General features: G+C 43.7%; 23 protein-coding genes and 5 tRNA genes. 24 read left to right on the top strand and 4 right to left on the bottom strand.

All coding sequences use genetic code 11. The features are described 5' to 3' along the window. Positions 1-14: 14 nt before the first annotated feature. On the bottom strand, positions 15-602 hold the full coding sequence (locus tag EXU57_RS04890; protein ID WP_133267065.1) for a riboflavin synthase: 588 nt from the start codon (positions 600-602) through the stop codon (positions 15-17). A gap of 103 nt (positions 603-705) precedes the next feature. Here EXU57_RS04890 and rpsU point away from each other — a divergent pair, with 103 nt between their 5' ends. The 19 genes from rpsU to rpoC all read left to right on the top strand — a co-directional run bounded on the left by rpsU (position 706) and on the right by rpoC (position 17,596). Beyond that, entirely contained in the window at positions 706-903 is a 198-nt protein-coding gene (gene rpsU, locus EXU57_RS04895; RefSeq protein WP_133267066.1) for a 30S ribosomal protein S21, read from the top strand. Positions 904-972: 69 nt separating this feature from the next. Continuing rightward, positions 973-1,881, top strand: coding sequence for a tyrosine-type recombinase/integrase (locus tag EXU57_RS04900; protein ID WP_133267067.1), 909 nt, complete (start codon positions 973-975; stop codon positions 1,879-1,881). Between the two features lie 170 nt (positions 1,882-2,051). After that, positions 2,052-2,405 (top strand): HPF/RaiA family ribosome-associated protein, encoded by a 354-nt coding sequence (locus EXU57_RS04905; protein ID WP_243745513.1) that lies wholly within the window; start codon positions 2,052-2,054, stop codon positions 2,403-2,405. A 59-nt stretch (positions 2,406-2,464) separates the two neighbouring features. Further along, positions 2,465-2,734, top strand: coding sequence for a hypothetical protein (locus EXU57_RS04910; protein ID WP_133267068.1), 270 nt, complete (start codon positions 2,465-2,467; stop codon positions 2,732-2,734). A gap of 161 nt (positions 2,735-2,895) precedes the next feature. After that, a tRNA-Thr gene (locus EXU57_RS04915) sits at positions 2,896-2,968 on the top strand. A 45-nt stretch (positions 2,969-3,013) separates the two neighbouring features. After that, positions 3,014-3,096: transfer RNA gene (locus EXU57_RS04920), tRNA-Tyr, on the top strand. 69 nt (positions 3,097-3,165) lie between these two features. Next, positions 3,166-3,238 (top strand) — tRNA-Gly (locus EXU57_RS04925). Between the two features lie 77 nt (positions 3,239-3,315). Beyond that, positions 3,316-3,387 (top strand) — tRNA-Thr (locus tag EXU57_RS04930). A gap of 232 nt (positions 3,388-3,619) precedes the next feature. Beyond that, on the top strand, positions 3,620-4,807 hold the full coding sequence (tuf, locus tag EXU57_RS04935) for an elongation factor Tu (RefSeq protein WP_133267069.1): 1,188 nt from the start codon (positions 3,620-3,622) through the stop codon (positions 4,805-4,807). Positions 4,808-4,902: 95 nt separating this feature from the next. Beyond that, a tRNA-Trp gene (locus tag EXU57_RS04940) sits at positions 4,903-4,973 on the top strand. A 72-nt stretch (positions 4,974-5,045) separates the two neighbouring features. Next, positions 5,046-5,240 (top strand): preprotein translocase subunit SecE, encoded by a 195-nt coding sequence (gene secE, locus EXU57_RS04945; RefSeq protein WP_133267070.1) that lies wholly within the window; start codon positions 5,046-5,048, stop codon positions 5,238-5,240. Then, a complete protein-coding gene (nusG, locus tag EXU57_RS04950; RefSeq protein WP_133267071.1) occupies positions 5,240-5,854 on the top strand; it encodes a transcription termination/antitermination protein NusG in 615 nt (204 codons plus the stop codon). The genes secE and nusG overlap by 1 nt, the downstream gene beginning before the upstream one ends. Before the next feature lie 72 nt (positions 5,855-5,926). Further along, a complete protein-coding gene (locus EXU57_RS04955; RefSeq protein WP_133267072.1) occupies positions 5,927-6,394 on the top strand; it encodes a DUF4920 domain-containing protein in 468 nt (155 codons plus the stop codon). Positions 6,395-6,753: 359 nt separating this feature from the next. After that, entirely contained in the window at positions 6,754-7,197 is a 444-nt protein-coding gene (rplK, locus tag EXU57_RS04960; protein WP_133267073.1) for a 50S ribosomal protein L11, read from the top strand. 25 nt (positions 7,198-7,222) lie between these two features. After that, positions 7,223-7,912 carry a 50S ribosomal protein L1 gene (gene rplA / locus EXU57_RS04965; RefSeq protein ID WP_133267074.1) on the top strand — a complete coding sequence of 230 codons (690 nt, stop codon included), beginning with the start codon at positions 7,223-7,225 and terminating at the stop codon, positions 7,910-7,912. Between the two features lie 67 nt (positions 7,913-7,979). Further along, on the top strand, positions 7,980-8,513 hold the full coding sequence (gene rplJ / locus EXU57_RS04970; protein WP_133267075.1) for a 50S ribosomal protein L10: 534 nt from the start codon (positions 7,980-7,982) through the stop codon (positions 8,511-8,513). 104 nt (positions 8,514-8,617) lie between these two features. Next, positions 8,618-8,995, top strand: a complete 378-nt coding sequence (rplL, locus tag EXU57_RS04975) for a 50S ribosomal protein L7/L12 (protein ID WP_133267076.1) — start codon at positions 8,618-8,620, stop codon at positions 8,993-8,995. 270 nt (positions 8,996-9,265) lie between these two features. Continuing rightward, a complete protein-coding gene (rpoB, locus tag EXU57_RS04980) occupies positions 9,266-13,069 on the top strand; it encodes a DNA-directed RNA polymerase subunit beta (protein ID WP_133267077.1) in 3,804 nt (1,267 codons plus the stop codon). Between the two features lie 231 nt (positions 13,070-13,300). After that, positions 13,301-17,596, top strand: a complete 4,296-nt coding sequence (gene rpoC, locus EXU57_RS04985; protein WP_133267078.1) for a DNA-directed RNA polymerase subunit beta' — start codon at positions 13,301-13,303, stop codon at positions 17,594-17,596. A 176-nt stretch (positions 17,597-17,772) separates the two neighbouring features. Here the strand turns inward: rpoC and EXU57_RS04990 are convergent, their stop codons facing one another. Continuing rightward, positions 17,773-19,272, bottom strand: coding sequence for a DUF6056 family protein (locus EXU57_RS04990; RefSeq protein WP_133267079.1), 1,500 nt, complete (start codon positions 19,270-19,272; stop codon positions 17,773-17,775). A 452-nt stretch (positions 19,273-19,724) separates the two neighbouring features. Next, entirely contained in the window at positions 19,725-21,467 is a 1,743-nt protein-coding gene (locus EXU57_RS04995) for a DUF6252 family protein (protein WP_133267080.1), read from the bottom strand. A 126-nt stretch (positions 21,468-21,593) separates the two neighbouring features. Between EXU57_RS04995 and EXU57_RS05000 the strand changes: the two genes are divergently transcribed. After that, positions 21,594-22,505 carry a hypothetical protein gene (locus EXU57_RS05000; RefSeq protein ID WP_133267081.1) on the top strand — a complete coding sequence of 304 codons (912 nt, stop codon included), beginning with the start codon at positions 21,594-21,596 and terminating at the stop codon, positions 22,503-22,505. Here EXU57_RS05000 and ispD read toward each other — a convergent pair. Beyond that, complete coding sequence (ispD, locus tag EXU57_RS05005; protein WP_133267082.1) at positions 22,494-23,171, bottom strand: 2-C-methyl-D-erythritol 4-phosphate cytidylyltransferase; 678 nt, start codon at positions 23,169-23,171, stop codon at positions 22,494-22,496. The two genes, EXU57_RS05000 and ispD, sit on opposite strands and share 12 nt — an antisense overlap. Before the next feature lie 244 nt (positions 23,172-23,415). Here ispD and EXU57_RS05010 point away from each other — a divergent pair, with 244 nt between their 5' ends. The 4 genes from EXU57_RS05010 to EXU57_RS05025 are packed head-to-tail and all read left to right on the top strand — an operon-like array spanning position 23,416 to position 27,000. Further along, positions 23,416-23,850: a hypothetical protein gene (locus tag EXU57_RS05010; RefSeq protein WP_133267083.1), complete on the top strand. Its 435-nt coding sequence runs from the start codon at positions 23,416-23,418 to the stop codon at positions 23,848-23,850. Then, on the top strand, positions 23,828-24,598 hold the full coding sequence (locus tag EXU57_RS05015; protein WP_133267084.1) for a class I SAM-dependent DNA methyltransferase: 771 nt from the start codon (positions 23,828-23,830) through the stop codon (positions 24,596-24,598). The genes EXU57_RS05010 and EXU57_RS05015 overlap by 23 nt, the downstream gene beginning before the upstream one ends. After that, positions 24,591-25,712: a DegT/DnrJ/EryC1/StrS family aminotransferase gene (locus tag EXU57_RS05020; protein WP_133267085.1), complete on the top strand. Its 1,122-nt coding sequence runs from the start codon at positions 24,591-24,593 to the stop codon at positions 25,710-25,712. Before EXU57_RS05015 ends, EXU57_RS05020 begins: the two co-directional genes overlap by 8 nt. Next, positions 25,705-27,000, top strand: a complete 1,296-nt coding sequence (locus tag EXU57_RS05025; RefSeq protein WP_133267086.1) for a glycosyltransferase family 4 protein — start codon at positions 25,705-25,707, stop codon at positions 26,998-27,000. The genes EXU57_RS05020 and EXU57_RS05025 overlap by 8 nt, the downstream gene beginning before the upstream one ends.

Consider the following 27,000-nt stretch of genomic DNA (forward strand, 5'->3'; position numbering starts at 1 on the left):
GAGTGTTGAAATGTCTAGCTGACGGTCATAAATCGTTGTACATATTTGCCGATCATATCGAACTCGATGTTTACCGGGCTGCCCTCTTCTAGTTCCCGCATGTTAGTATGTTGGTAGGTATATGGAATTATGGCAACAGAAAAGGCACTTTTTGTTACATCAAAAATCGTAAGGCTGATTCCATTCAGGCTAATGGACCCTTTTTCGATGATCATCCCACTAAAAGCGCCATTAAATTCAAAGCGGTACTGCCAACTGCCTTCAAGATCTGTTACGCTCAGGCACATGGCCGTCGTGTCAACATGTCCCTGTACAAGGTGCCCGTCTATTCGTCCGTTCATTTGCATGCACCGCTCAAGGTTTACCAATTGCCCGGTAGTTACACTGCCAAGATTTGTTTTATTAAGTGTTTCAGCGATGGCGGTCACCTGGTGGACATTCCCGTTTATCCCTTCAACGGTTAAACAAACCCCATTATGAGAGACGCTCTGGTCCACCTTAAGTTCGGGAGTAATGGCTGAAGAAATGTGAAACGTTTTGTTTGTTCCTACTTGCGTTACATTCTCAACGGTTCCCAGTGTTTCAATTATGCCGGTAAACATGCCGCAAATTAAGGAGGGTTGACAAATTTCTGAATTTTCCTTTTGGATAATATTAGAGCGCTCGTTATCTTTGCCGACCTAAAATTATCTAAACGGGGTACGTATGTTAATAATTGACTCAAAAGATTGCGAAAACATAGACAAAGCACTTAAGAAGTATAAAAAGAAGTTTGAGAAATCGAAAATCCTTTTACAACTTAGAGAACGCCAGGCTTTTATTAAGCCCTCTGTACAGCGTAGAACTGAGGTTTTGAAAGCTGTTTACAAGCAGAAGATGGCGAACGGTGACTTTGAAGATTAATCTTTAAGCTTGCACATATATGTAACTGATAGCGTGAAGTTTTCTTAACTTTAGGCTATCAGTTTTTTTATGCCCGTATCTGAATTTGCATCACTTCAACCTTTTCTCGACTACCTGCGTTTCGAAAAACGTTATTCAGCCCATACCATCACTTCGTATCAGACCGACCTTGAGCAATTTTTTACTTACCTCCGGGTTCAATACAACGGACCATCTATTAAGGAAATTACCCCTGTTCTAATCCGCAGCTGGCTGGCCCGGATGAAGGATGATAAGCTTTCTTCAAAGTCGCTTAACAGGAAAATATCTACGCTCAAGTCTTTTTTCAGGTACCAGATCAAAGTTGGGTTAATTGATAGCACCCCCATGTCAGCTATAGTCTCACCTAAAGTTGGAAAGCGATTACCATCATATGTTTCAGAAAAAGAAATGGAAGCGTTGATGGCCGCACGTTCTCCTGAAGAAAATACGTGGGAAAACAAAACCAATCAGCTCATCGTTGATATCTTTTACAATACCGGCATGCGGTTGAGTGAGTTAATTAACTTATTAGCAGCGGATATTGACCAGTCAAACGGGCAGCTTAAGGTGTTGGGTAAAGGTAATAAAGAGCGTATTATTCCGGTTTCCGCCGAACTGATGAACAACATCAGGGAGTATCTGGCGCTGAGACAGGCTACATTTCCCCAGGCTGAGGTGCCGCCAAACCTGCTGGTAAATCGGAAAGGAAAGAAGCTATATCCTAAGTACGTATACCTTATTGTCAAAAAGAACCTGGTGCCGGTTACTACCTTGAAAAAGAAAAGCCCGCATGTACTCCGGCACACATTTGCTACCCATCTTACTAACAACGGCGCGGAGTTAAACGCCGTTAAAGAACTACTAGGTCACAGCAGTTTGGCAGCAACACAGATCTATACACATAATACTATCGAAAAGTTAAAGGAGATCCACAAAAGAGCCCATCCCAAAGCCTGATCGTTTCCTATGAACCGGCACGGAACCGGCGGGAGACCGGTTTCAACTGATATTACAGCTTGAAAACCATCAGATTTCCGGAAGTTAGCACAGGCTAAAATAACAGGGTTAAAAGTCCTGATTTTCGTGTGTTTCGATTAACTTCATACCTGCCAATTCAAATACTGCGTATGGCTAATTTTACATATAGTTCTTTTTTTATTCACCGTAAAACCGCGATCACTATGAACGTAAAAATTCAAACAGTGCACTTCGATGCAGATGAAAAATTGATTGAATACGTCAATAAGAAAATTGATAAACTGAACATTTTTCATGAACGAATTACGAAAGTGGATGTGTTTCTGAAGTTAGACAACGTAGTTCATACGATTAAAGACAAGATTGCCGAAATAAGGGTTCACGTTCCGCGACACGATTTTTTTGTAAAAGCTTCCTCCAAGTCTTTTGAAGAATCGTTTGACAGTGCGATAGACTCGATGGTGAACCAGATGAAACGTAAAAAAGAAAAGCAAGCAGCATAAAATATCACGATAGATTCTAAAGGCCTCAATTGAGGCCTTTTTTATTGCATCTTTGCGTCATGACCATTAACAAGTACAACCCTGTTTTTGCTTTGATTGTAGTAGGGATACTCGCCGGCTGCGAAAACAGGAAAACTGCTACTGCGTTGGTAATGGAAAGAAAAAAGCTCGGGAACAATAAGCTTTTGATTAAGTATGCTTACATGACTGGTGGAGAACGCATGGTTGATAGTGCAATTATCACCAATGAAGTGCTTGAAAGTGACTCCATAAAGGTCATCCTCGATAAAGATAATCCGGGTAAAAGCACTCCGGAGCTACTGAAATAACCCACTGGTTTAGTGACTGATTTTCAGTTTTGATTTTATCTGGAAAAAAGATTTTCAAAATTTTGGTATTACAAGTTTTCCCTTACCTTTGCCATCCCTAAAATTAGAGGGGTTACCAATAAAAAGGTGATTAAGTTCTTTAGATAAATGTTGTGATATTTGCCGAAGTAGCTCAGTTGGTAGAGCAGCTGATTTGTAATCAGCAGGTCGGGGGTTCGACTCCCTTCTTCGGCTCAATTTTGTTGTGATTATCGTTATCAATCATCATAAGCAACAACCGGGCAGGTTCCAGAGCGGCCAAATGGGGCGGACTGTAAATCCGCTGTCTTTCGACTTCAGAGGTTCGAATCCTCTCCTGCCCACAGTTCTTTTAAAATGTTAGCATATAGGTTCGTGTTTAGTCATAGAACTGGTATACTTTACAGTTATAAGCGGAAGTAGCTCAATTGGTAGAGCGATAGCCTTCCAAGCTATAGGTCGCGAGTTCGAGACTCGTCTTCCGCTCTTTTAGTTATTAAGACTCCAGTAATGTTCTTTATCAGAATAGCGGCTGGTGACCACTGACTCGATAACTTTTAAAAGCTGTTGTAGCTCAGGGGTAGAGCACTTCCTTGGTAAGGAAGAGGTCGTGAGTTCAATTCTCATCAACAGCTCGTTCTTTTTAATGGTTATGGGTTGAACCGAATGCCGGGTTTTGAGCGAAAGTGATTTCGTTCAGACTAAAGGAGTGCCGGCGTGGTTTTGCCGTTCAGGCGTAAGCTTTTGGTTGGTAAACTAGATTAGAAAAGGTTCACGGGTTTACATGTGACCCGCCTGAGTACATTTAAGTTCCTGCGGCACAAGTGAATGCCAGCGATTTTAAACAACAATCTAAAAACAAATAAAATGGCAAAAGAGAATTTTAAAAGGGATAAACCCCACGTTAACGTTGGCACCATTGGTCACGTTGACCACGGTAAAACCACATTAACTGCCGCTATTACCGATATTTTGTCAAAAAAAGGTTTAGCGGAGAAAAAGAACTATGATGAGATTGACGGTGCCCCTGAAGAAAAAGAAAGAGGTATCACAATTAATACTGCTCACGTAGAATATCAAACAGCTAATCGTCACTATGCTCACGTTGACTGTCCTGGTCACGCTGACTATGTAAAAAATATGATTACCGGTGCCGCCCAAATGGACGGAGCTATTCTTGTGGTAGCAGCCACTGACGGACCTATGCCTCAAACCAGAGAGCACATCCTTCTTGCACGTCAGGTTGGTGTACCTCGTATGGTGGTATTCATGAACAAAGTTGATCTTGTTGATGATCCTGAATTGATCGAATTGGTTGAAATGGAAATCCGTGAAATCCTTTCTAAGAATGGTTTCGACGGCGACAATACACCAATCATCAAAGGTTCCGCTACTGGTGCTCTTGCTGGTGACGAAAAATGGGTTAGCGCAATCGATGAATTGATGGATGCAGTCGATTCTTATATTCCATTACCTCCCCGCCCGGTTGACCAGGCGTTTTTGATGAGCGTGGAAGACGTTTTTTCGATCACAGGTCGCGGTACTGTTGCGACAGGTCGTATCGAAAGAGGTCGTATTAAAGTTGGTGAAGGTGTTGAGATTGTTGGTTTGATGGAAAAACCATTGACTTCGACTGTTACCGGTGTTGAGATGTTTAAGAAACTACTTGACGAAGGTGAAGCTGGGGATAATGCAGGACTATTGCTTCGTGGTATTGAGAAAACTCAAATCCGCAGGGGTATGGTTATCTGTAAACCAGGATCTATCACTCCGCACACTGAATTCAAAGGAGAGGTTTATGTATTGAGTAAAGAAGAAGGTGGTCGTCATACGCCTTTCTTCAACAAGTACCGCCCACAGTTCTACTTCCGTACAACGGACGTAACCGGAGAGTGTACTCTTCCTGAAGGAACCGAAATGGTTATGCCAGGTGATAATACTTCACTTTCTGTTACTTTGATCCAACCTATCGCGATGGAAAAAGGATTGAAGTTTGCGATACGCGAAGGTGGTCGTACAGTAGGTGCCGGTCAGGTTACTGAAATAATCAAATAGCTATATTAGAAGGGTATCAGGATATTGGTATCAGAACAAATCTGTAAATTTGCTTTGTTCTGATATTGACAAAATATCCTGGTACTTTTTTCTTTACGGGAATAGTTCAACGGTAGAATAGAGGTCTCCAAAACCTTTGATCAGGGTTCGAATCCTTGTTCCCGTGCCTGGTTTAACCGTCGGTTTTTTGAACTGCTGATCCGGTTGAAAACCCACGACTTAACGCAATTAACCTTAAATGAACAAGATTTCGAATTATTTCAGGGAAAGCTATCATGAGCTTACTGAAAAAGTTACCTGGCCAACCTGGATGCAATTGCAGCAATCGACAGTTATTGTACTTGTTGCTACGCTTATCATCACAGCCTTGGTCTGGATAATGGACTTTGCTTCTCAATCTTTATTAAAACTGATTTATTCTTTATTCAAATAATGGAACCATTAAGTACATCGGACGAAACTGCCAAGCATGACGCGGTAGCTCCTGAGCAGGAGACAAAGTGGTATGTTTTGCGCGTAGTTAGTGGCAAAGAGCGAAAAGTTAAAGAATACCTCGATAAAGAAGTTAACAGAAGCGGATGGAGTGAGACAATCAAGCAGGTGTTTTTACCAATGGAAAAGGTGTACAAGGTACAGAATGGTAAAAAAGTAATGCGTGAAAAGAACTACTTCCCCGGATATGTAATGATTGAGGTGAGCGGAGGCAAACTTGCGGATGATATTGTTCAACACGTAAGCAGTGTAAGCAACGTCATGCACTTTCTGACTGATGGAAAGGGATCGAAAGGAAACATCATTTCATTGCGCAAAGCTGAGGTCAATAAAATGCTCGGTAAAGTGGATGAGATGAATGATCAGGGTATTGTGATGAACGAACCATTTATCGTAGGAGAAACGATCAAAATTATTGAAGGTCCTTTTAACGACTTTAATGGGGTTATCGAAGAGGTTAACGACGAAAAGAAGAAGCTGAAAGTTACCGTTAAAATCTTTGGACGTTCTACCCCGGTCGAACTAAACTATATGCAGGTAGAAAAACTTAGTTAGACTAAAAAATATCTTTACTTTAGAGAGCCGCAGTTCAAACTGTGGCTTTTTCGTTACTGTCAAACTTCCTTTATGAAAAAGCTTTTTACGATCTTCTTACTTTTATCGGCAGTTGTAACCGTTTCGGCGCAACCTCCAAAAGGCCCAGCAAACCCTGGAATGAACTTTGGCGAAAAGGTGCAAGCAGCTGATGCAATCAACGTGAACGATCTCGAAAAGGTAATTACCTCTGAAGAGGTGAAAACGGTTAAAATCAAGGGCAAAGTTACCGATGTGTGCACGATAGAAGGGTGTTGGTTGAAAATGGAAACTGCAAAAGGAAAGATGATGGTAAAAATGAAAGATCACGCCTTTCTTGTACCAACAGACCTGAATGGAAAGAATATAGTTGTTGACGGGACAGCCAGGATGAGTGTAACCTCAGTAAAGCAATTACAGCATTATGCGGAAGATGCAGGCAAAAGCAAAGCGGAGATCGCCAGGATCACCGAACCTAAAAAAGAGATCATTGTGGACGCAAAGGGCGTACTTGTGCTATAATCTCAGCAGTACGTCCATTTATTATTAGTATACCTTTCCAAGGGGATTTCTACAGAAGGGTTTATTTTTCTGATATCCCTTACTTATTAGCCGTTAAGTTGACTCGAATAGCAATAGTCCGTATCATCACTGACTCTAAATCGATGTTTGTGTAATTCGATTCAACTGCAATCAGTAATCGAATTGCAAATGTGTGTTCAGACGAAATTCGTTGCTATATTATGCCTGAAATATCAGGTAAGTTCATCTTTGTATGAGAAAAACTCCTACCTTCGCGATCCCAAAAAAGTTCGAATAGAATCTATTGTATTTGGGAGTTCTGTTATGTTGACAGGACGCTACTACCAAAAAATTAAATTATGGCAAAAGAAATTACAGGCTATGTAAAGTTGCAGTGTAAAGGAGGCCAGGCAAATCCGGCACCTCCGATCGGACCTGCACTAGGTTCAAAAGGCCTAAACATCATGGAGTTCTGCAAACAATTTAATGCAAGAACCCAGGACAAGATGGGCAAGGTTCTCCCTGTTCTGATCACCGTATATGGTGACAAATCTTTCGATTTTGTTATCAAGACCCCACCGGCCGCAGTTCAATTATTAGAAGCAGCTAAGCTTCAAAGTGGTTCTAAAGAGCCTAACCGTAACAAAGTAGGTAAGGTAAGCTGGGACCAGGTTGAAGCAATCGCCAAAGACAAAATGAGCGATCTTAACTGCTTTACTCCTGAAAGCGCCATGAAAATGGTTGCTGGTACTGCTCGCAGCATGGGCTTAACCGTTGATGGTCAGGCTCCATGGGATAAATAATTGATCAATTCCTAAAAGAATCAAAATGGCAATCACAAAAAAAAGAAAAGCTGTAGCAGCTAAGGTCGATAAAAACAAGGTCTATTCACTAAATGACGCTTCATCATTGGTGAAAGAAGTAAATTGTACAAAGTTTGACAGTTCAGTAGACCTGCACATAAAACTTGGAGTTGACCCTAAGAAAGCAGATCAACAGGTTCGTGGAACTGTTACCCTTCCTCATGGAACTGGTAAGACGAAAAGAGTATTGGTATTATGTACTCCGGATAAAGAGGCAGATGCAAAAGCAGCCGGAGCTGATTATGTTGGATTAGATGAATTTATTCAGAAGATAGAAGGTGGTTGGACTGACGTAGATGTGATCGTGGCAACGCCTTCCGTTATGCCAAAGATTGGTAGACTTGGAAAGGTTCTCGGTCCTCGTAACCTGATGCCAAATCCTAAAACTGGTACAGTTACAAACGACGTAGCTGCAGCAGTAAACGAGGTTAAAGGTGGTAAAATCGCATTTAAGGTTGATAAGGCTGGTATTGTTCACGCATCTATCGGACGTATCTCCTTTACTCCGGATAAACTTGCAGCGAACAGTTCTGAGTTTATCAGCGCAATCATCAAGCTGAAGCCTTCTGCATCAAAAGGAACTTACCTAAAAGGGGTGAGCATGGCAACGACTATGAGTCCGGCAATTCCTGTTGATACCAAACCATTAATCTAAAGCGTTGGGCGGGATCGGGGTACTGAATTCCTAATGGTACTCTATCGCTGAACACAAACATAGCGTCATGACTAAAGATCAAAAAAATGAAGCCATTGAAGTTCTCAAAGAGAAATTCAATCAATATAACAACTTTTACATCACCAACACTGAGGCACTAAGCGTTGCCCAGGTGAATAAATTGCGCCGGATCTGTTTCGACAAGAACGTAGAGATGAAGGTTGCAAAGAATACCCTTATCCGCAAAGCGCTTGAAGGAATTGATTCTGCACGGTATTCAGGTGTTTTTGATAGCCTTAACGGCGTAACTGCTTTATTATTCAGTGAAAATGCAAAGGAGCCTGCGATGATCATCAGCAGCTTCCGTGCAGAAAATAAAGGTGAAAAGCCTGTTCTTAAAGCTGCGTTTATCGACACCGATGTATTTGTTGGTGACGATCAACTTGAAGCACTTAAAACCCTTAAGAGCAAGCAAGACCTTATTGGTGAAATCATTGGCTTACTGCAATCTCCTGCGAAAAACGTTATTAGTGGTCTTAATGCAGGTGGTAAACTTGCCAGCCTTATTAAAGCACTGGAAGATCGCGGACAAGCAGAATAACGAAATATTTTCAACTTATTAGCTCAAGCCTGGGAGCTGATACCCAAATTTTTTTAATATATCCGCCGGAGCACAGGCAATGAAGGCGGAAAAAATTTGAAACAATGGCAGATTTAAATGCATTCGCAGAACAACTCGTGAACTTAACCGTGAAAGAGGTTAATGAACTCGCAAAAATTTTGAAAGACACATACGGCATCGAACCTGCTGCTGCTGCAGTTGCTGTAGCTGCTGGCCCTGCTGCCGGAGCTGCTCCTGCTGCTGAAGAAAAGACAGCATTTGATGTTGTACTTAAAAGTGGTGGCGCTAACAAACTTCAGGTTGTAAAGATTGTTAAAGATCTTACCGGACTTGGTTTGAAAGAAGCTAAAGACCTGGTTGATGGTGCACCAAAGCCAATCAAAGAAGGTATACCTAAAGCAGAAGCTGATGACATCGTAGCTAAATTGAAAGAAGCTGGTGCTGATGTTGAAGTAAAGTAATCTTTGATAAAGATTGATTAAAGGCCGGTTTATACCGGCCTTTCGTTTTTCTGGTTTTAACGTTTGTTTATCCCATTTAATTAAAATGGGATAAAATTGTTTTTTGTGTGTACTACTACTATCTTACCTTTGCGTTCCTTTAATTTCAGGCTAGTTAGCGAAATCATTTAGAGACTTGATAATCAATTTACTAACATATTGACTATCAAGGTACTGAAGAATGTCTTGTTGTTCTTCAGATTTTTTGATTAAAACCGGTTAAAATAAAATATGTCCTCAACTAAAGTTCAGAACAGGGTCAGTTTCGGAAAAATTAAAAATTTATCTGAAACTCCTGACCTACTCGACATTCAGTTACAATCATTTCAAGACTTCTTTCAGCTCGAAACTACGCCAGATAAGCGTAACGTAGAAGGGTTGTTCCGCGTGTTCAAGGAAAATTTTCCTATTAACGACACCCGCAACATCTTTATGCTGGAGTTTCTTGATTATTTTATCGACCCCCCAAGATATTCTATAGACGAATGTATGGAACGGGGCTTGACCTATGCTGTTCCACTCAAAGCGAAACTGAGGCTCAGCTGTAATGATGAGGAACACGTAGATTTTCAAACTATTGTTCAGGATGTGTTCCTGGGTAATATTCCTTATATGACACCAAGAGGCACCTTTGTTATCAATGGTGCAGAACGCGTTGTAGTAAGCCAGCTGCATCGTTCACCTGGTGTATTTTTTGGTCAGTCTGTTCACCCGAATGGAACCAAAATCTATTCTGCTCGTGTTATTCCTTTTAAAGGTGCATGGATGGAGTTTGCAACAGACATTAATAACGTCATGTATGCATACATTGACAGGAAGAAGAAGTTTCCTGTAACAACCTTACTTCGTTCAATAGGTTTCGAAACCGATAAAGACATTCTTGAGCTTTTTGGAATGGCGGATGAAGTAAAGGCGGAAGCTAAACAACTCGAAAACTTTTTAGGGAAGAAACTTGCTGCACGTGTACTTCGCACCTGGGTTGAGGACTTTGTTGACGAAGATACCGGAGAGGTTGTTTCTATTGAGCGGAACGAAGTTGTGATGGAGCGTGATACGATTCTTGATGAGAGCGCAATTGCAACCATCAGCGAGATGGATGTAAAAAGTGTTTTTATTCAAAAAGAGGAAATGAGTGGAGACTATTCCATCATTTACAACACCCTAAATAAAGATACCAGTAACAGTGAACTGGAAGCTGTTCAACATATTTACCGCCAGTTGAGGGGAGCAGATGCACCCGATAATGAAACCGCCCGCGGTATTATTGATAAATTGTTCTTTAGCGACAAGCGTTACGATCTTGGTGAGGTTGGCCGGTATAAGATTAACCGGAAACTGGGTCTTGGCTTCCCGATTGAGAAAAAAGTGCTGACCAAGGAAGACATTATCGAGATCATCAAATACCTGGTTCGCCTTACCAACAGCAAAGCAGAGATAGACGACATTGATCACCTGAGTAATCGTCGTGTTCGTACCGTCGGGGAGCAGCTGTATGCTCAATTTGGTGTAGGTCTCGCACGTATGGCCCGTACCATTCGCGAAAGAATGAACGTCCGGGATAACGAGGTATTTACCCCGGTTGACCTGATTAATGCAAGAACCCTTTCCTCTGTTATTAACTCGTTCTTTGGTACTTCACAGCTTTCGCAGTTTCTTGACCAGACAAACCCCTTAAGTGAAATCACGCATAAAAGGCGTATTTCAGCACTTGGCCCCGGAGGCTTGAGTCGTGAAAGAGCAGGTTTTGAAGTTCGTGACGTTCACTACAGTCACTACGGCCGTCTTTGTACGATTGAAACACCGGAAGGACCAAACATTGGTTTGATCTCTACCCTTTGTGTTCACGCAAAGATTAATGAGATGGGCTTTATCGAGACGCCTTACCATAAAGTGAACAATGGTAAAGTGGATATGAAAACCCTGACCTTCCTGAGCGCTGAGGAGGAGGATTTGAAGAAAATCGCACAGGCAAGTTCCCCTTTGAATGATAAAAGCGAGTTTGCTGAAGATAGGGTTGTAAGCCGTCAGACCGGTGACTTTCCAATTCTTGATAAAGGTGAAGTGGAGTATATGGACGTCGCGCCAAACCAGATTGTTGGTTTGAGTGCTTCCCTTATCCCGTTCCTTGAGCATGATGATGCCAACCGTGCATTGATGGGCTCGAACATGCAACGCCAGGCTGTGCCACTTATTCGTCCGGAAGTGCCTATCGTTGGTACAGGATTGGAGGGTAAGGCTGCCCGCGATGCACGTATTCAAATACATGCTGAAGGTGATGGTGTTGTTGAGTTTGTGGATGCTAAGGAGATACACGTACGATACAAACGTAACGAGCAACAAAAACTCGTTTCTTTTGAAGAGGACCTGATTATTTATAAGCTTACCAAGTTCATCAAAACAAACCAGGCTACCTGTATCAACCTTCGTCCGTCTGTAAAGAAGGGGCAAATCGTAAAAGAAGGCGACTTTCTTACCGAAGGTTATGCGACACGGGATGGTGAGTTGGCGCTGGGTAGAAACCTGAAAGTGGCTTTCATGCCTTGGAAGGGTTACAATTTCGAGGATGCCATCGTGATCAATGAAAAGGTTGTTCGTGAGGATTGGTTTACATCTGTGCACATTGAAGAGTTTGAACTTGAGGTAAGGGATACTAAACTTGGTGAAGAGGAATTAACGCCTGATATTCCAAACGTTTCGGAAGAAGCAACCAAGGATCTTGACGAACATGGTATTATCCGTATCGGCGCACAGATCAAGGAAGGTGATATTATTATTGGTAAGATAACCCCGAAAGGAGAAAGCGATCCAACACCGGAAGAGAAACTATTGCGTGCAATCTTTGGTGATAAGGCCGGTGATGCTAAAGATGCTTCGCTGAAAGCGCCAAGTGGAACCGAAGGTGTTGTAATCGACAAAAAGCTTTTCCAGAGAGCCAAGAAAGATAAAAACACAAAGGTTCGTGAGAAGGCCATCCTGGAGAAAATTGAGAAGGTTCACGAGAAAAACGAAGCCGACATCCTGGAGGTGCTACTTGAAAAATTGCAAACCCTTGTTAAGGACAGACCGTCACAAGGCGTAAGCAACAATTTCGGTGAAGTACTAATCGGAAAAGGTGCCAAGTTCAATCAAAAGAACTTGTCGCAAATCGACTTCCAGAATGTTAATCCATTGGGTTGGACCGGTGACGCGAAGGTTGATGACCAGATTAATACCTTGTTGCACAATTACAACATCAAGTACAACGAAGAACTTGGTCGGTACAAGCGGGAAAAGTTCAACATCTCCATTGGTGATGAATTGCCTGCGGGAGTTCTGAAACTTGCTAAGGTTTACATGGCTGTAAAGCGTAAACTGAAAGTAGGTGATAAGATGGCCGGACGTCACGGAAATAAAGGTATTGTTGCGAAGATCGTTCGTGCTGAAGACATGCCTTTCCTTGAAGATGGAACCCCGGTTGACATTGTACTAAACCCACTAGGTGTACCAAGCCGTATGAACCTTGGTCAGATTTACGAAACAGTACTTGGTTGGGCAGGTGAGAAATTAGGTGTTCGCTTCGCGACCCCGATCTTTGACGGTGCAACTACTGAGGAAATTGCAGATAAAATCAACGAAGCTGGTTTGCCGAGCTTTGGTCATACTTACCTGTATGATGGTGAAACGGGTGACCGTTTTGACCAGAAGGCTACCGTGGGTATCATCTACATCATCAAACTTCACCACATGGTTGATGACAAGATGCACGCACGTTCGATCGGGCCATACAGCTTGATTACCCAGCAACCTTTGGGTGGTAAAGCGCAGTTTGGTGGTCAGCGTTTTGGTGAGATGGAGGTTTGGGCACTTGAGGCGTATGGTGCATCAAATATTTTGCAGGAATTGCTTACGCTTAAGTCGGATGACATCATTGGTCGTGCGAAAACTTATGAAGCAATCGTGAAGGGTGAAAACATACCACGTGCCGGTATCCCGGAGTCGTTTAATGTATTGGTTCACGAATTAAGAGGTTTGGGTCTCGATCTGAAATTTGATTAGTCCAGCTTATATATAGAAAACAGGTGAAGCCACTTCGGTGGTTTTACCTGTTTTATTAGTTCTCTGCTCTGATATCAAACATCTTCCTGGAATTAATTGTTGACAACTGGTTTGGAAGGTTTTTTCTTACAGGTGCCCGCTGACCTGGAAACAAACGCTGAAGTGTGCGACGCAACGATGTTGGTCAAAGTACTGAAGGCGGTAACAAAAAATTAAATTCGTAAATACGATATGGCTATTAAAAAAGATAATCGTCCGAGGCCTACATTTTCAAAAATAACCATCGGATTGGCTTCACCTGATAGCATTTTGGAGAAAAGCTACGGGGAAGTTTTAAAGCCGGAGACCATCAACTATCGCACGTACAAGCCAGAAAGAGATGGCCTGTTTTGCGAGCGGATTTTTGGTCCGGTTAAGGATTACGAATGTGCGTGTGGAAAATATAAGCGTATCCGTTACAAGGGGATTGTATGTGATCGTTGTGGGGTTGAGGTAACGGAAAAGAAGGTGCGTCGCGAAAGAATGGGGCACATAAAACTGGTTGTTCCTGTTGTACACATCTGGTATTTCAAATCTCTTCCAAATAAGATTGGATACCTACTGGGCATGAGCTCTAAAAAACTCGAAACAATCGTTTACTACGAGCGTTTTGTGGTTATTCAGTCCGGGATCCGTGCAGATAAGGGGCAGAACTTTGGAGACCTCCTGACTGAAGAAGAATACCTGGATATATTGGATGCTTTGCCAAAAGACAACCAATACCTTCCTGATGAGGACCCGAATAAGTTTGTTGCAAAGATGGGTGCTGAAGCGGTTCATGATCTGTTACAAAGAATTGACCTTGACCAGCTTTCATTTGATCTTAGAAATGCAGCTGCAAATGAAACTTCACAACAACGTAAGGCGGATGCGCTTAAGCGTTTAAGTGTTGTGGAGGCTTTCCGGGATGCTAATACCCGCATCACCAACCGTCCGGAATGGATGGTTATGCAATATATTCCGGTAATCCCACCAGAATTGCGCCCGCTTGTTCCATTGGACGGTGGCCGTTTTGCGTCATCCGACCTTAATGACCTTTACCGCAGGGTGATCATTCGTAACAACCGTTTAAAGCGTTTGTTGGAGATTAAAGCCCCCGAGGTGATCCTGAGGAACGAAAAACGTATGCTCCAGGAAGCAATTGACAGCTTATTTGATAACTCACGTAAATCCAATGCTGTTAAAGCTGAAGGTGGACGTGCTTTGAAATCGCTGAGTGATGTGCTGAAAGGAAAGCAGGGACGTTTCCGCCAGAACTTGTTGGGTAAGCGTGTTGACTACTCAGGACGTTCGGTAATTGTGGTTGGACCAGAAATGAAAATCCACGAATGTGGACTGCCAAAAGATATGGCGGCTGAGCTGTTTAAACCATTTATCATCAGGAAACTGATCGAAAGGGGTATTGTAAAAACAGTTAAGTCAGCAAAGAAACTTGTAGACAAGAAAGAAGCGGTAATCTGGGATATACTTGAGAATATTCTCAAAGGTCACCCGGTGATGCTTAACCGGGCTCCAACACTACACCGTTTGTCAATCCAGGCCTTTCAGCCAAGATTGATCGAAGGTAAAGCGATACAACTTCACCCACTGGTAACAACATCATTCAACGCCGACTTCGACGGTGACCAGATGGCGGTACACGTACCACTAAGCCATGCTGCGATCCTCGAGGCCCAGTTGCTGATGCTTTCTTCGCACAACATCCTGAACCCTCAAAATGGTACCCCAATTACCCTGCCTTCGCAGGACATGGTTCTTGGACTGTATTATATAACAAAGGGAAGAAAGAGTACTGACGAGGTGAAGGTTAAAGGTGAAGGCAAAGCTTTCTATTCCATGGAAGAGGTAATCATTGCTTACAACGAGAAGCAAGTTGACCTCCATGCACACATCAAAGTAAGAACTACAGTTAGAAGCGATAAGGGTGAATTGAGCCTGAAGCTGATTGATACCACTGTTGGTAGAATTCTCTTCAACCAGTTCGTACCAAAAGAAGTAGGTTTTGTTAATGCACTACTTACCAAAAAGAGCCTTCGCGAGATCATTGGTGATATCATCAAAATCACCGACGTTCCTAAAACCGCGAAGTTCCTGGATGATATCAAAACCCTGGGCTTCCGCATGGCGTTCAAGGGCGGGTTGTCGTTCAATATCAATGACCTGATTATCCCGGCTGTGAAAGAGCAATTGCTCGACCAGGCCAAAACCGAGGTTGACGAGGTTTGGGATAACTACAACATGGGTTTGATTACCAATAACGAGCGGTACAATGGTATCATCGATATCTGGTCAAGGGTGGATACACGTATTACGGAAACGCTTATTCGCGAGATGGCGGCAGATAAACAGGGCTTCAACTCTGTGTACATGATGCTCGATAGCGGTGCGCGTGGTAGTAAGCAACAGGTTAAACAGCTTGCAGGTATCAGGGGTTTGATGGCTAAGCCTCGTAAGAGCGGTAGCTCGGGTAACGAGATCATCGAAAACCCGATCCTTTCTAATTTTAAAGGCGGACTGAACGTATTGGATTACTTCATCTCTACCCACGGTGCCCGTAAGGGTCTTGCGGATACAGCCTTGAAAACGGCGGATGCCGGTTACCTGACGCGGCGTTTGGTTGACGTTGCTCAGGATGTGGTAATTACAGAAGAGGATTGCGGAACACTGAGGGGTATTGCAACCAGTGCTTTAAAAGATAATGAGGACGTAGTTGAACCATTGTTTGATCGTATTCTGGGTAGAACATCCCTGCACACTGTGCTTAACCCCGTTACAGACGAGGTAATTGTAACTGCAGGTACCATCATAGACGATGAAATTGCAAAAAGTATAGACGAAGCTGGTATCGAGACTGTCGAGATCCGTTCCGTGCTGACTTGCGAAAGCAAGCGTGGTGTGTGTGTAAGGTGCTACGGTAAAAACCTGGCTACGGGCTACACTGCTCAGCGTGGTGATGCCGTTGGTATCATCGCTGCACAGTCAATCGGTGAACCTGGTACACAGTTGACCCTGCGTACGTTCCACGTGGGTGGTGTTGCGGGATCTGCGTCGGTTGAAAATACCCTGAACGCTAAGTTCGACGGTACCGTTCAGTTTGATGGTTTGAGAACCGTTGACATGGTGAATAATGAGGGTGATAAAGTGAAAGTGGTTATTGGTCGTACGGGTGAGGTGCGGATTATGGACGTGAAAAACGACCGTTTGCTGATCACCAACAACGTACCATACGGCGCAACGTTGCAAGTGAAAGATGGTCAGAAAGTAGCCAAAGGTGAAGCCATCTGTTCATGGGATCCATTTAATAACGTCGTAGTATCGGAAATCCCAGGTACTATTAAGTTCGAGAACATCATTGATGGTGTTACGTTCCGTGAACAAGCTGATGAACAAACCGGTCACCGCGAGAAAGTGGTAATCGAAACAAAAGATAAAACAAAAATTCCTGCCCTTATTGTTGAAGGCACGAAGGAAACCAAGCTTTATAACCTGCCCGTTGGCTCGCACATCGTGCTTGATGAAGGTGATGAGGTTAAACAAGGACAGGTGCTGGTGAAAATTCCAAGGGTTCTCGGTAAACTCCGGGATATTACCGGGGGTCTTCCAAGGGTTACCGAGTTGTTTGAAGCACGTAATCCAAGCAACCCTGCTGTGGTTTCCGAGATTGATGGTGTGGTTAGCTTTGGTAACATCAAACGTGGTAACCGCGAGATCATCGTGGAAGCGCGTGACGGTGTCATCAAAAAATACCTTGTTCCGCTTACCCGCCAAATCCTTGCACAGGATGGTGACTTCGTAAAAGCAGGAACACCGTTGTCAGATGGTTCGACCGCTCCGGCCGATATACTCGCTATTCGTGGACCGTTTGCGGTTCAGGAGTACGTAGTAAATGAGATCCAGGAAGTTTACCGTTTACAAGGTGTGCGTATCAACGACAAACACATTGAAGTGATCGTTCGCCAGATGATGAAAAAGGTTGAGATCCAGGATCCGGGAGATACGAGGTTCCTTGAAGGTGACACTGTTGACCGTATTGAGTTCAACGAGGAGAACGACTTTATTTTTGACAAGAAGGTAATTGTTGATGGGGGCGAAAGCACCAAGTTGAAGGCGGGACAGATTGTTAGCCTGAGAGAGGTAAGGGAAGAAAACTCAATCCTGCGTAGAAGCGACCGTAAATTGGTTGAATTCCGCGACGCTCAATCGGCGACATCTTCACCACTGCTTCTTGGTATCACGAAGGCTTCACTAGGTGTGCAAAGCTGGATTTCAGCGGCATCGTTCCAGGAGACTACGAAAGTACTCAGCTCCGCAGCCATCATGGGTAAAACTGATGATATGCTCGGTTTGAAAGAAAACGTAATTACCGGTCATGCAATACCTGCAGGTACCGGCTTAAGAGAGTTCGAGAACATGATTGTCGGTAGTAAAGAAGAATATGAATTGTTGGCGACTGCACGTGAAGCAATGAATTTCGACGAAGAAGAATAAGGCAGTCTAATGAATGTATGAAAGCAGGAGGCGTAAAAACCTCCTGCTTTTTTTATGCCTTTAGCTACGATGGCCTGCTACAGATGAGTTAGGTCAACGATAAATTAGTCCTTGTCAATACAGGACTGCACACGTAAACATAAACGTTTGTGCCTGCCGGTCCGGGTTGAAATCCACTACCTTACCAGGATTGAATCCAGGCGATAAAATTGCTGAAGGATCCTTCTCCCCGCCCTGCTTTGTAATTCATCTCCTAAAAATAAAAAACCTGGCTTTTGCTGAAACAGGTTTTGAAGAGTACCAGGGGCATGCTGATAGCGCCCGGCGACATAATGCCTCGCGGCATTGTCGTAAGTGCTGACAAGTACAACCTGGCCTCCAGGCTTGAAAGCAGCAGCAGTAAGCTCCTTTTTCCGTGCTTCCATTACAGCGTTGTAAACGGGAGCAGTTGCAAGATTAACATATGCCTCTTTAAGGTAAAGGTTGCACAATAAGCCAACAGCAAAGGCCGATATAATGAAAGATCGATTTTTAGAATTGGCCGGTGTAATATCAAGCGGCTTCGCATTCAGTCCTTCTGTAAAGCTTAATAAAAGTAGGAGCAGGAGCGTGGAGCAGATGACAGGATTAATATACCTTCCCGGTATGTTCCCCCCGTTTAATCCGGAAACCGCGACAGCTAACGAAGCAATAACAAAGCTGATAATTATAGCAGGTAATAACCATCGTTTGGATTGAAAAACCATTAACAAGGCCGGTTTCTGTACAATTGGCCTCCTTTGATTTGCATACAAAAAAACAAAAGTAAAAACAAGCCAGCTTAAAGGGTTTTTACCGATTGACCAGGTGATCGCTGCAAGCTGGTACAAAACGACTGCGAAACCGCTCATTATTCCTTTTGAAGCTACCATAGCAAACCGCGACGCATTGCCCGGTGAAAGCAAGACGATAAGGGTGCTGATCGCGTAAGCGCAGATGCTTGCAAGCAGGAGGGGTTGCGATTTTTTGTGTGCGCCCGCAAGCCATGCGAGTATAAAAATCGCGGCCTGAACAACAATGAACAATTCGTTAAAGCCAACGATCAGAAAAATCAGGAGGGGTATTAGAAAGTGCCTTGACCTGGAAACGGTCGGATCTGTTGGTCCAAAAAACCGCAACCAGAGTCCAATTTGCAATTGCACAAGTATCATCGGCAGGTGATAAGTAATTGAACTGCTAAACCAAAACAAATAGGTAGATAATTCAATAGTCGAACAGTATTGTAGCGCAACAACCAATGCAACAATAAGCAGCCGGTACTTACGCAAGCTGTCATTGTCAGGTACAAAACGTCTTACACAAGCCAGTACAAACCAAATGCTCACAAAATCCAGCAGAATAAGTAAAAGCGTGTGCAGGTAATAGTGATCGTACAAAAAGTGCTTCAGAACGAATAACGAGCCGGTAAATGTAGCCACAAACCGGCCACCCCAATTTTCGTAGATGAATTGTTGGTACTGCAAAAAGCCTTTGGTATCCAGGTGAGTGGCGCAAACAAAGTCATCCGATGTTGGATGGTTGAAAAACGGCAGGATAAGGAGGGGGGCAAAAAAAACGAAAACAGCAACCACCGCGAAAATAAGTACAGGGTGAAACAGCCCCTGCTTACTTCGGGTCAAATCGGAGATATGCTTCATTTTTATAGGGTTCAGTTTTGCACCGCTTAGCTGCAGCAGGCTACAATAGGGCTGGTGTTCGGCTTGCACCGAACACAGTGTAATTTATTGGCTTTTACGCTTCATGCAATTATGATTGAAAATGTGGGATAGCTAGTATGCAGGAAGAAGAAGACACACCCGGTTTCTAAAATCATCGGGCCAGCCCACATGAAGGTAGATCTCGATAACTTATTTTTGGAGATGCATTTTGTTCCGCGGAAATAACAGTGATCCTACACATCGAAATGCTTTGCTGCCAATGCCTTACTTAAAGGCTTTTTGGCTTCTGGCAGAAGTGCATATGGCATCATCGTTGCGTCGCAATACGTTCATCGGCAAACCATTGTTTTAGCCAGGCACTCTAACGAAAAAGACTTTGCGGGGAGACGAATCGCTTACATCTTGAAACCGGCAAAACAGCTTCCATCTACTTAGTACCTTACTGACAGGAAACCTTCGGTAAGATCTGCAACAGGGGTTGTTGAACCAGCAGGTTGCGCACGTAAGGTGAAATTTGCCCTGATCCGTTTGACAGCGGGATTATTTTCCAAAACCTGCAGCGTCCCTGTACTTGCCTGGTATCTGGCTGCACCATCTACAAACTCAGCTGTATACAACCCGGGAGCCGCGGTAAAGCTATAACTGCCTGGGGTGATATTGGCAGGAAGTATTATGGTAACGTTTCTCGACCTGGTGGAATTCGAAGCTTTTATAACCAGGTTGTCAATCGGCAATGTGGGCGCAGGTTCAAAGTTGACACTATTAAAGATGTCAAGCCCAAATTGTATCTGGCCGGTAGCACTATAATGAACCCAGTCCTGTAACGGGTAATTGTCGCAATTGATCATGGTTGCATTGTTTGCGGGGTTGGCACAATACGCCTGTTGTGCGGTACGAACAATGTCCTTAAACGGATAGCCTGTGGGTGCGAAAATCCTCCCAATCACTTTCTTGTAGGGACCACTCGCCAGGTTGTATTTTGTTACAAATTGCTGCCATTTGCCTTCGAACGCGTTGAAAAAAGTTGTTAAGTTGGCCAGATACGCATTAGCATCCGCAACCAGCAAACCATCGTCTTCCCCCTGCATGAAGATAAAACCTTTCAATTCCGGCTTTTTACCAGCGGCTACGGCCTGGTCTATTGCAAGCGTAAGCCACTGATCGAACTGTTGCCAGGTACCACCTGCGGTGTGTTGGGGCGCACCGGCAACAGGTGGTTTCCAGTCGGTAGCAATGGTTGTTCCACCCTTGCCCAACTTAAACAGCAGTCGCTCCCTATTATCTCTATTGTTCATGTTCAGGAATAAGGAGGCCTCAGGCCCAAATTGTGCGCGGTCAACATAGTTTTCACACATTGTATTATTACCAACGTGTAAAGGCTGCCAGGTTGTTGAAAACGCCGCCACCCCAGGGTTCCAGATGCTGGTATTCGGAATGGCCCTCCGGTAGATGGCAGTTTCCTGTGGTGTCATGTCTTTTGCTGAGCACCACCCTGTGTTCGATTGCCCGACAATGATGTAAAATGGAATGTTTGCCGACGGGATTGGAGCTACCATTGCCGCAGAAACCGTATCAGGGTCCAGAGCCGATCCATTGACGTTTACCTTCAACGTATCGGCTGGTGCAGCAGGCGCCGTAGCAGTAAACGGAATGCTGGTAAAAACACCCATAGAAATGGCTCGTTCTGACTTGTCGGTCGTGCGAAAAACCCTGAACTCAAAGGTTCCTGAAATTGTTTTCCGTACCGTATCTATTGATGTTACCCGGACATTGCCGGGTTGGAAGTTTGCCGAAGGAGCCTGGTTAGATTGGAATAACAATGGAGGTGAAACGATACTATCTTCGAAGCTGGCTACATTTAACCCGGCACCAGTTGGTGAAATGGTATAATTGTGAACTCCGGAATCAACAAGCGAGATGGTAAGAAACTTCCTGTTATTGCTTGTTCCTTTAATGGTGAGCATTCGTGGAGCAACTGGGCTTGCCTGGGTAAAAGCCGCAGCATAATGGTTATCAGCTACCCACCTACTGCCATTTACATTAGCCTCAAAAGGAGCGGGTCGGGCGGGGGGTGCCTGTAATATGTCTTCAGAAAGTTCTTTTTGACAGGCAACAAAGGTAAATGCTAAAAGAATTGGTAATAGCCGAAAGCGTTTCAGGAAATGATAATTCATTGGATTGTGAATAGAGGATTAGAATATTGTTCAGTCAAAAAAAAGACTAAAGCCGAAGTTCAGTTGGAGTATAAAGCCTGTCTAGTGGATCAGGGTACGGAGTAGTACAAATCTAATAAAAGCCAGATGCAACTGTTGTTAAATAATCAAATAAATAAAAAACAATGGGACGATTGCATCCAAAAAGCTGCGGATGGTTTGATTTATTCCACCAGCCTGTACCTGGATCATCTTTCGCCGGGATGGGTTGGCCTAACGGCTCATGATTACTCATGGATTATGCCATTGACCAGGCGCCGCAAATTTGGCATTGAGTACCTGTACCAGCCATCCTTTTTACAACAATCGGGGGTATTTGTTTGTGACCCCGGCATAGCCATTCCCTGGGAGAAAATAGACCAATTCCTTAAGGCACATTATCATTTCTGGGAAATCAACCTGCGGCCGGGGGCCTATGGTAAGTTCAAGGGTGCACAGTACCGAAAGGCAAACAATTTTGTACTCCATTTGGATCGTGAATACCAGGATATCCAAACCGGGTACTCCGGCGCTTTTAGGAAAAATCTGAAGCGGGCGGGCAATGCGGAACTTATTTATACCGAAAAACTGGATTACCAATCATGTATCAGGCTGTATCATCAGTACTATGGCAGTCGTATGCCACACGTTAGCGGTACCGATTACAGGAACTTTGGGCGGTTGTGCGAGTACCTTTATCAATCCGGCGGCCTTTATTGCCGTGGTGTCGCAAACGGGTCGGGCGAGTTAATGGCAGCCATATTGTTACTTGCCGATAACCGCCGCTTGTACAACCTCATGAATATCACGTTGCAAAAAGGTAAGCTTAACCAAAGCAACCACTTTCTATTTGACCAGCTTATAAGGGAGTTCCAGGGAAGTGGGAAGATATTAGACCTGGAAGGTTCCGATCTTGCAGGGGTTCAGCAATTTTACGAAGGCATGGGTTCAACGAATGAGCCTTATTGTAAGATCAAATACAATGGACTTCCATGGCCAATACGATGGCTAAAAAAGTGAGTTGTCTTGCAGGATTTTACCGGCAACAACCAGGTCAATTGGTCTCGTGATCTTAAGGTTCTGGTGTTCTCCTTCTATCAGGTGCACTTTTTCACCCGAGTATTCAACTACCGTCGCCTCATCAGTAAATTGAGGTTGATAAGGCATCTGAAAGGCGTTGAGCAGGAGGGATGACTGGAAGGTTTGTGGGGTCTGAATGATCCTTACATGATTGCGATCTTCAACACGGTGCTCCCCATTTACTTCAATCCTTATTGAATCTGTTGCTGCTACTGCCGGAATAGCGCTGCCTAAGGAAAGCGCCTGCCCGTAACACCTTGTAATCAGGTCCTTACTGACGAGGCACCGAACTGCATCGTGTACAAATACGATTGAAGGAGATGATACGAGCTCCAGCCCATTTTTTACGGATTCAAAACGGGTTTCTCCCCCGGGCTGAAGCTTAACCCGGCTACCACCTGCCACTCCGGAAATTATATGCTGACCAACTGTAAGATGTTGCCGGGGAAGAACCAGGATGATCTCCAGGTCAGAAAAGGCTTCAAGAAAGGTAGTAACGGTGTAATACATAACCGGTTTCCCATTCAGTTCAAGAAACTGTTTCGGCAATGTCGTTCCCATTCTTGTTCCTGCACCACCGCCAACGATGACAGCATATTTTCTCATGGGGCAAATATGATTTAATATTGCTGATATATAGCGCCTTAGTCCGGAAAATAGAAAGACCTTTGCATTGCCCGAGTGGGCTGGAATGCTAAAAGTAGTTAGGGTAAATACGATTAGGACACCCGTATAAATGCGGGATTAGAAATGAATTATAAACGTGCTGGTATGATGTTGATACCAACTTAATTGTGTAAGTATCCCTATATTTAGGGGTTTCTATTACCTACTAAACTTTTGACAAGCAATGGTTGAGAAAATACTTGATAACGAAGCGATTGTAGCAATAATCATCCGTTCACAATACAATAATGAAGGGATTGAATTCTTTACGCCGCACAACTTTTCTCAACAGTTAGGTTATATGAGCAGGCCAAAGGGTTATAACGTACAACCCCATACACACCGGATTATTGAGCGTACGGTTACATTAACCCAGGAAGTGCTTTTTGTTAAAAGTGGCAAAGTCAGGATTTCGTTATTTGACAATGATGGCGTTTTTTTGGATGATAAGATTGTTGGCAGCGGTGATGTTATATTACTCGCATCAGGAGGGCATGGTCTTGAGGTTCTGGAAGATGCAGAAATCGTTGAAATCAAGCAAGGCCCTTATAGCGGTGCTGACGACAAAATAAAAATTGGATCAGTAAAAAAACACAATGAAAGTAAAGCCATCATCTAACGCTTTTCAACTCTATAATACCTACTACGATCTTCTATACCAGGATAAGGACTATTTAAAAGAAGGTCAATACGTTTACTCCCTTATTCGCGAATTTAGCCCTGGTGCCCGTTCGATTGTTGAACTTGGAAGTGGTACCGGAAATTACTCAGCGGTATTCTCAGACCTTGGATTTAAGGTCACCGGCATCGAAAAGAGCCAGCCGATGATCGATGTGGCAAATGCAAAAGGTATTCGTGATTTCCATTCACTACAAGGTGACATTGCTGAATTCAATGTTGAAGAAAACTTTGATATAGCAACTTCCCTTTTCCACGTGATTAGTTACCTGACCGAGAATCAGCAGGTGTTGTCTTGCTTTAGGCAGGTTTCGAAGCATTTGAACGCCGGCGGTTTGTTCATATTCGACGTTTGGTACACTCCGGCCGTATACAGCCAGGTACCCGAAACAAGGTATAAAGCTGTTGAAAACGAAGAAGTACATATTACCAGGATTGCCAGGCCGAAAATTAATTTCGATGCAAATACTGTAGACCTTGAGTACCGGCTGATCCTTCAACACAAAAGCAACAATGCGTATGAAGCTATGGAAGAGTTTCACTGCATGCGTCATTTTAGCACCCCTGAGATAAAAATGTTTGCCGAACTTGCCGGTCTGACACTTTTGCGCTCGGAAGAATTTTTAACAGCTAAACAGCCAGGTTCAAACACCTGGGGAGTTTGCTATATTTTGCAAAAGAATGCATAGGAAGGTTCCAGTAAACAGCTTTCTCTTAGGTGGAAATGAAAGAAAGTACCTGACTGAGTGTGTCGACACCGGCTGGATTTCCGGTGAAGGCCCATTTATAGAGAAATTTGAAACAAGCTTTAGCAAGTTTATCGGGAGGCGGTTTGCTACTACAGTGGCTAACGGCTCTGCTGCACTTGACATAGCCATACAGGCAGTCGGTATTTCCCCCGGAGATGAGGTAATTATGCCCACTTTTACGATTATTTCTCCCGCCTTATCGGTAGTGCGGGTTGGGGGTGTGCCCGTGTTGGTGGATAGCGACAGCCGCTCGTACAACATGAATGTCGACGAAATTGAGCGTAAAATTACGAACAAGACGAAGGCAATCATAATGGTCCACATTTACGGATTACCGGTTGAGGTTGATAAGATACTTGCGCTTGCTGAAAAATACCAGTTGAAAGTGATTGAAGATGCTGCAGAAATGCATGCACAAACCTATAAAGGCAAAATGTGCGGAACATTTGGTCATGTAAGTATTTTTAGTTTTTATGCGAATAAACTGATTACATCCGGTGAGGGTGGGATGGTGCTGACCGACGATCCTGAGATAGATAAAACCTGCAGGCGGTTAAAAAACTTAGCTTTCCATCCTGACAAGCCGCGGTTTGTTCACGAAGAAATTGGCTACAACTACAGGATGACCAACATGCAGGCGGCCTTAGGTCTGGCCCAGTTAGAGCAGGTGGAAACCTTCCTTCAACGAAAGCGGGGAATGGGAAAGTACTATAACACGGCCCTGCAATTTTTAGTTCCGCATGGCTATCAGCTACCTTTACCTGCTAATGCTGATGCGGAGAACATTTACTGGGTTTACCCGCTGGTAGCGCCAACTGAAGAAGAAAAAAATAGAGCAGTAGATTACCTTGCAAAACGTGGGATTGGCACCCGGCCATTTTTTTGGTGCATGCATGAGCAACCTCTTTTCATAAATATGAATCTATTTGCTGGCGAGTCGTACCCGGAGTCTGAAAAACTCGCAAGAAGGGGTTTCTATATTCCCAGTGGTGTTGCGCTGGCGGAAGAGGACCTGGAGACGGTCGTTAAAACATTGAGAGATATCTATGAGTAAAATAAGGGTTGGTGTTGTGATAGATGCTGAAAGTGTACCTACAGAAGGAGGTGGGCATGCATATTACAACCGGCTCCTGAAGGGTATCAACGATTTTAGTTTCAATGAAAATGTCGACATCGTAAACGTAGTTTTTTACGCTGGCAAGGTTCCTGAATTACAGCTTACAAAACGCTCGATTTACATCAAAACTGGTTACGGCAGTAAAGCAAAGCGTCCATTCCGGATCCGGGGATTTAAGTATGCCAACCTGTACCTGAACAAAGCCACTTCTTTCCTCAATTTCATTCTTCACACCTTTATTACCAACCGAAATAAAAAGGTTGAAAGAGCTTTACGGGAAAATGGGATAGACCTGCTTTACTATCTTAAGCCGAGGTATGCAGTTCTCAACTTCCCGTTTATCGCAACGCATTGGGATATTGCGCACAGATCAGTATACGCTTTTCCTGAAATGATTATGAATGGTGAGTATGAAGCACGTGAGGAATATTACTTGTACACGCTCAATAAAGCAATGTTTATATTATGTGAGTCTGATACGGGTGCAAAGGAGTTGTTGAATTTTTATGCCCTTTATAAATCAAAGGTTAAAGTTGTTCCGGCATTTGGTGGCAATATCATCAACCTGGAGGTGCCTTCTGACACGCAAAAGACAGTGCTCGACAAATTCGGACTCGTAAACCAGTCGTACTTTCTTTATCCTGCACAATTTTGGGCGCACAAGAATCATTACAATCTGATTGTTGCATTCGCCAAATTGTTGGCCGAACGTAAACAAACCCATTTACAGATGGTGCTTTGCGGCAGCGATAAGGGTAATGCTGCCTACATACAGGAGTTGGTTAACAGCCTCGGCTTAAATGGCCAGGTAAAGTTGCTTGGTTTTGTTCCCGACAGTGATCTTAGTGTTCTGTACCAGAATGCACTTGCGTTAACGATGGCTACTTTCCTGGGACCGACGAATATGCCTTTGATTGAAGCGGCACATCTTAGTTGTCCTGTGTTATGTTCTGATTTGGAGGGACACCGGGAAATCCTTGGTGATCACGCGCTTTATTTTGATCCTGCTGACAGCAACTCCATCAAGCATGCTTTGATACAGGTTTTAGATAACGGTTTCCGTTCGAAACACTCCTTGTCTGCACAGGAATATATCAGGTCTTCCAAGTTTAACCTGTCGAACAGCCTAAGTGAACTTAACGCTATACTGGTCAGCGCAATCTCAATAAGGAGAACCTGGGGACTTAATTTTCTGTTCAAACGGGAAGAGGCTCCAAGTGACTAG

The sequence above is a fragment of the Segetibacter sp. 3557_3 genome (assembly GCF_004354985.1).
Taxonomy (GTDB): domain Bacteria; phylum Bacteroidota; class Bacteroidia; order Chitinophagales; family Chitinophagaceae; genus Segetibacter.

Excerpts from the sequence above, each read along its gene's own strand:
- EXU57_RS04890 (WP_133267065.1), bottom strand. The coding sequence starts at position 602 with ATGTTTACCGGCATAATTGAAACACTGGGAACCGTTGAGAATGTAACG.
- rpsU (WP_133267066.1), top strand. The coding sequence starts at position 706 with ATGTTAATAATTGACTCAAAAGATTGCGAAAACATAGACAAAGCACTT.
- EXU57_RS04900 (WP_133267067.1), top strand. The coding sequence starts at position 973 with ATGCCCGTATCTGAATTTGCATCACTTCAACCTTTTCTCGACTACCTG.
- EXU57_RS04905 (WP_243745513.1), top strand. The coding sequence starts at position 2,052 with ATGGCTAATTTTACATATAGTTCTTTTTTTATTCACCGTAAAACCGCG.
- EXU57_RS04910 (WP_133267068.1), top strand. The coding sequence starts at position 2,465 with ATGACCATTAACAAGTACAACCCTGTTTTTGCTTTGATTGTAGTAGGG.
- tuf (WP_133267069.1), top strand. The coding sequence starts at position 3,620 with ATGGCAAAAGAGAATTTTAAAAGGGATAAACCCCACGTTAACGTTGGC.
- secE (WP_133267070.1), top strand. The coding sequence starts at position 5,046 with ATGAACAAGATTTCGAATTATTTCAGGGAAAGCTATCATGAGCTTACT.
- nusG (WP_133267071.1), top strand. The coding sequence starts at position 5,240 with ATGGAACCATTAAGTACATCGGACGAAACTGCCAAGCATGACGCGGTA.
- EXU57_RS04955 (WP_133267072.1), top strand. The coding sequence starts at position 5,927 with ATGAAAAAGCTTTTTACGATCTTCTTACTTTTATCGGCAGTTGTAACC.
- rplK (WP_133267073.1), top strand. The coding sequence starts at position 6,754 with ATGGCAAAAGAAATTACAGGCTATGTAAAGTTGCAGTGTAAAGGAGGC.
- rplA (WP_133267074.1), top strand. The coding sequence starts at position 7,223 with ATGGCAATCACAAAAAAAAGAAAAGCTGTAGCAGCTAAGGTCGATAAA.
- rplJ (WP_133267075.1), top strand. The coding sequence starts at position 7,980 with ATGACTAAAGATCAAAAAAATGAAGCCATTGAAGTTCTCAAAGAGAAA.
- rplL (WP_133267076.1), top strand. The coding sequence starts at position 8,618 with ATGGCAGATTTAAATGCATTCGCAGAACAACTCGTGAACTTAACCGTG.
- rpoB (WP_133267077.1), top strand. The coding sequence starts at position 9,266 with ATGTCCTCAACTAAAGTTCAGAACAGGGTCAGTTTCGGAAAAATTAAA.
- rpoC (WP_133267078.1), top strand. The coding sequence starts at position 13,301 with ATGGCTATTAAAAAAGATAATCGTCCGAGGCCTACATTTTCAAAAATA.
- EXU57_RS04990 (WP_133267079.1), bottom strand. The coding sequence starts at position 19,272 with ATGAAGCATATCTCCGATTTGACCCGAAGTAAGCAGGGGCTGTTTCAC.
- EXU57_RS04995 (WP_133267080.1), bottom strand. The coding sequence starts at position 21,467 with ATGAATTATCATTTCCTGAAACGCTTTCGGCTATTACCAATTCTTTTA.
- EXU57_RS05000 (WP_133267081.1), top strand. The coding sequence starts at position 21,594 with ATGCAACTGTTGTTAAATAATCAAATAAATAAAAAACAATGGGACGAT.
- ispD (WP_133267082.1), bottom strand. The coding sequence starts at position 23,171 with ATGAGAAAATATGCTGTCATCGTTGGCGGTGGTGCAGGAACAAGAATG.
- EXU57_RS05010 (WP_133267083.1), top strand. The coding sequence starts at position 23,416 with ATGGTTGAGAAAATACTTGATAACGAAGCGATTGTAGCAATAATCATC.
- EXU57_RS05015 (WP_133267084.1), top strand. The coding sequence starts at position 23,828 with ATGAAAGTAAAGCCATCATCTAACGCTTTTCAACTCTATAATACCTAC.
- EXU57_RS05020 (WP_133267085.1), top strand. The coding sequence starts at position 24,591 with ATGCATAGGAAGGTTCCAGTAAACAGCTTTCTCTTAGGTGGAAATGAA.
- EXU57_RS05025 (WP_133267086.1), top strand. The coding sequence starts at position 25,705 with ATGAGTAAAATAAGGGTTGGTGTTGTGATAGATGCTGAAAGTGTACCT.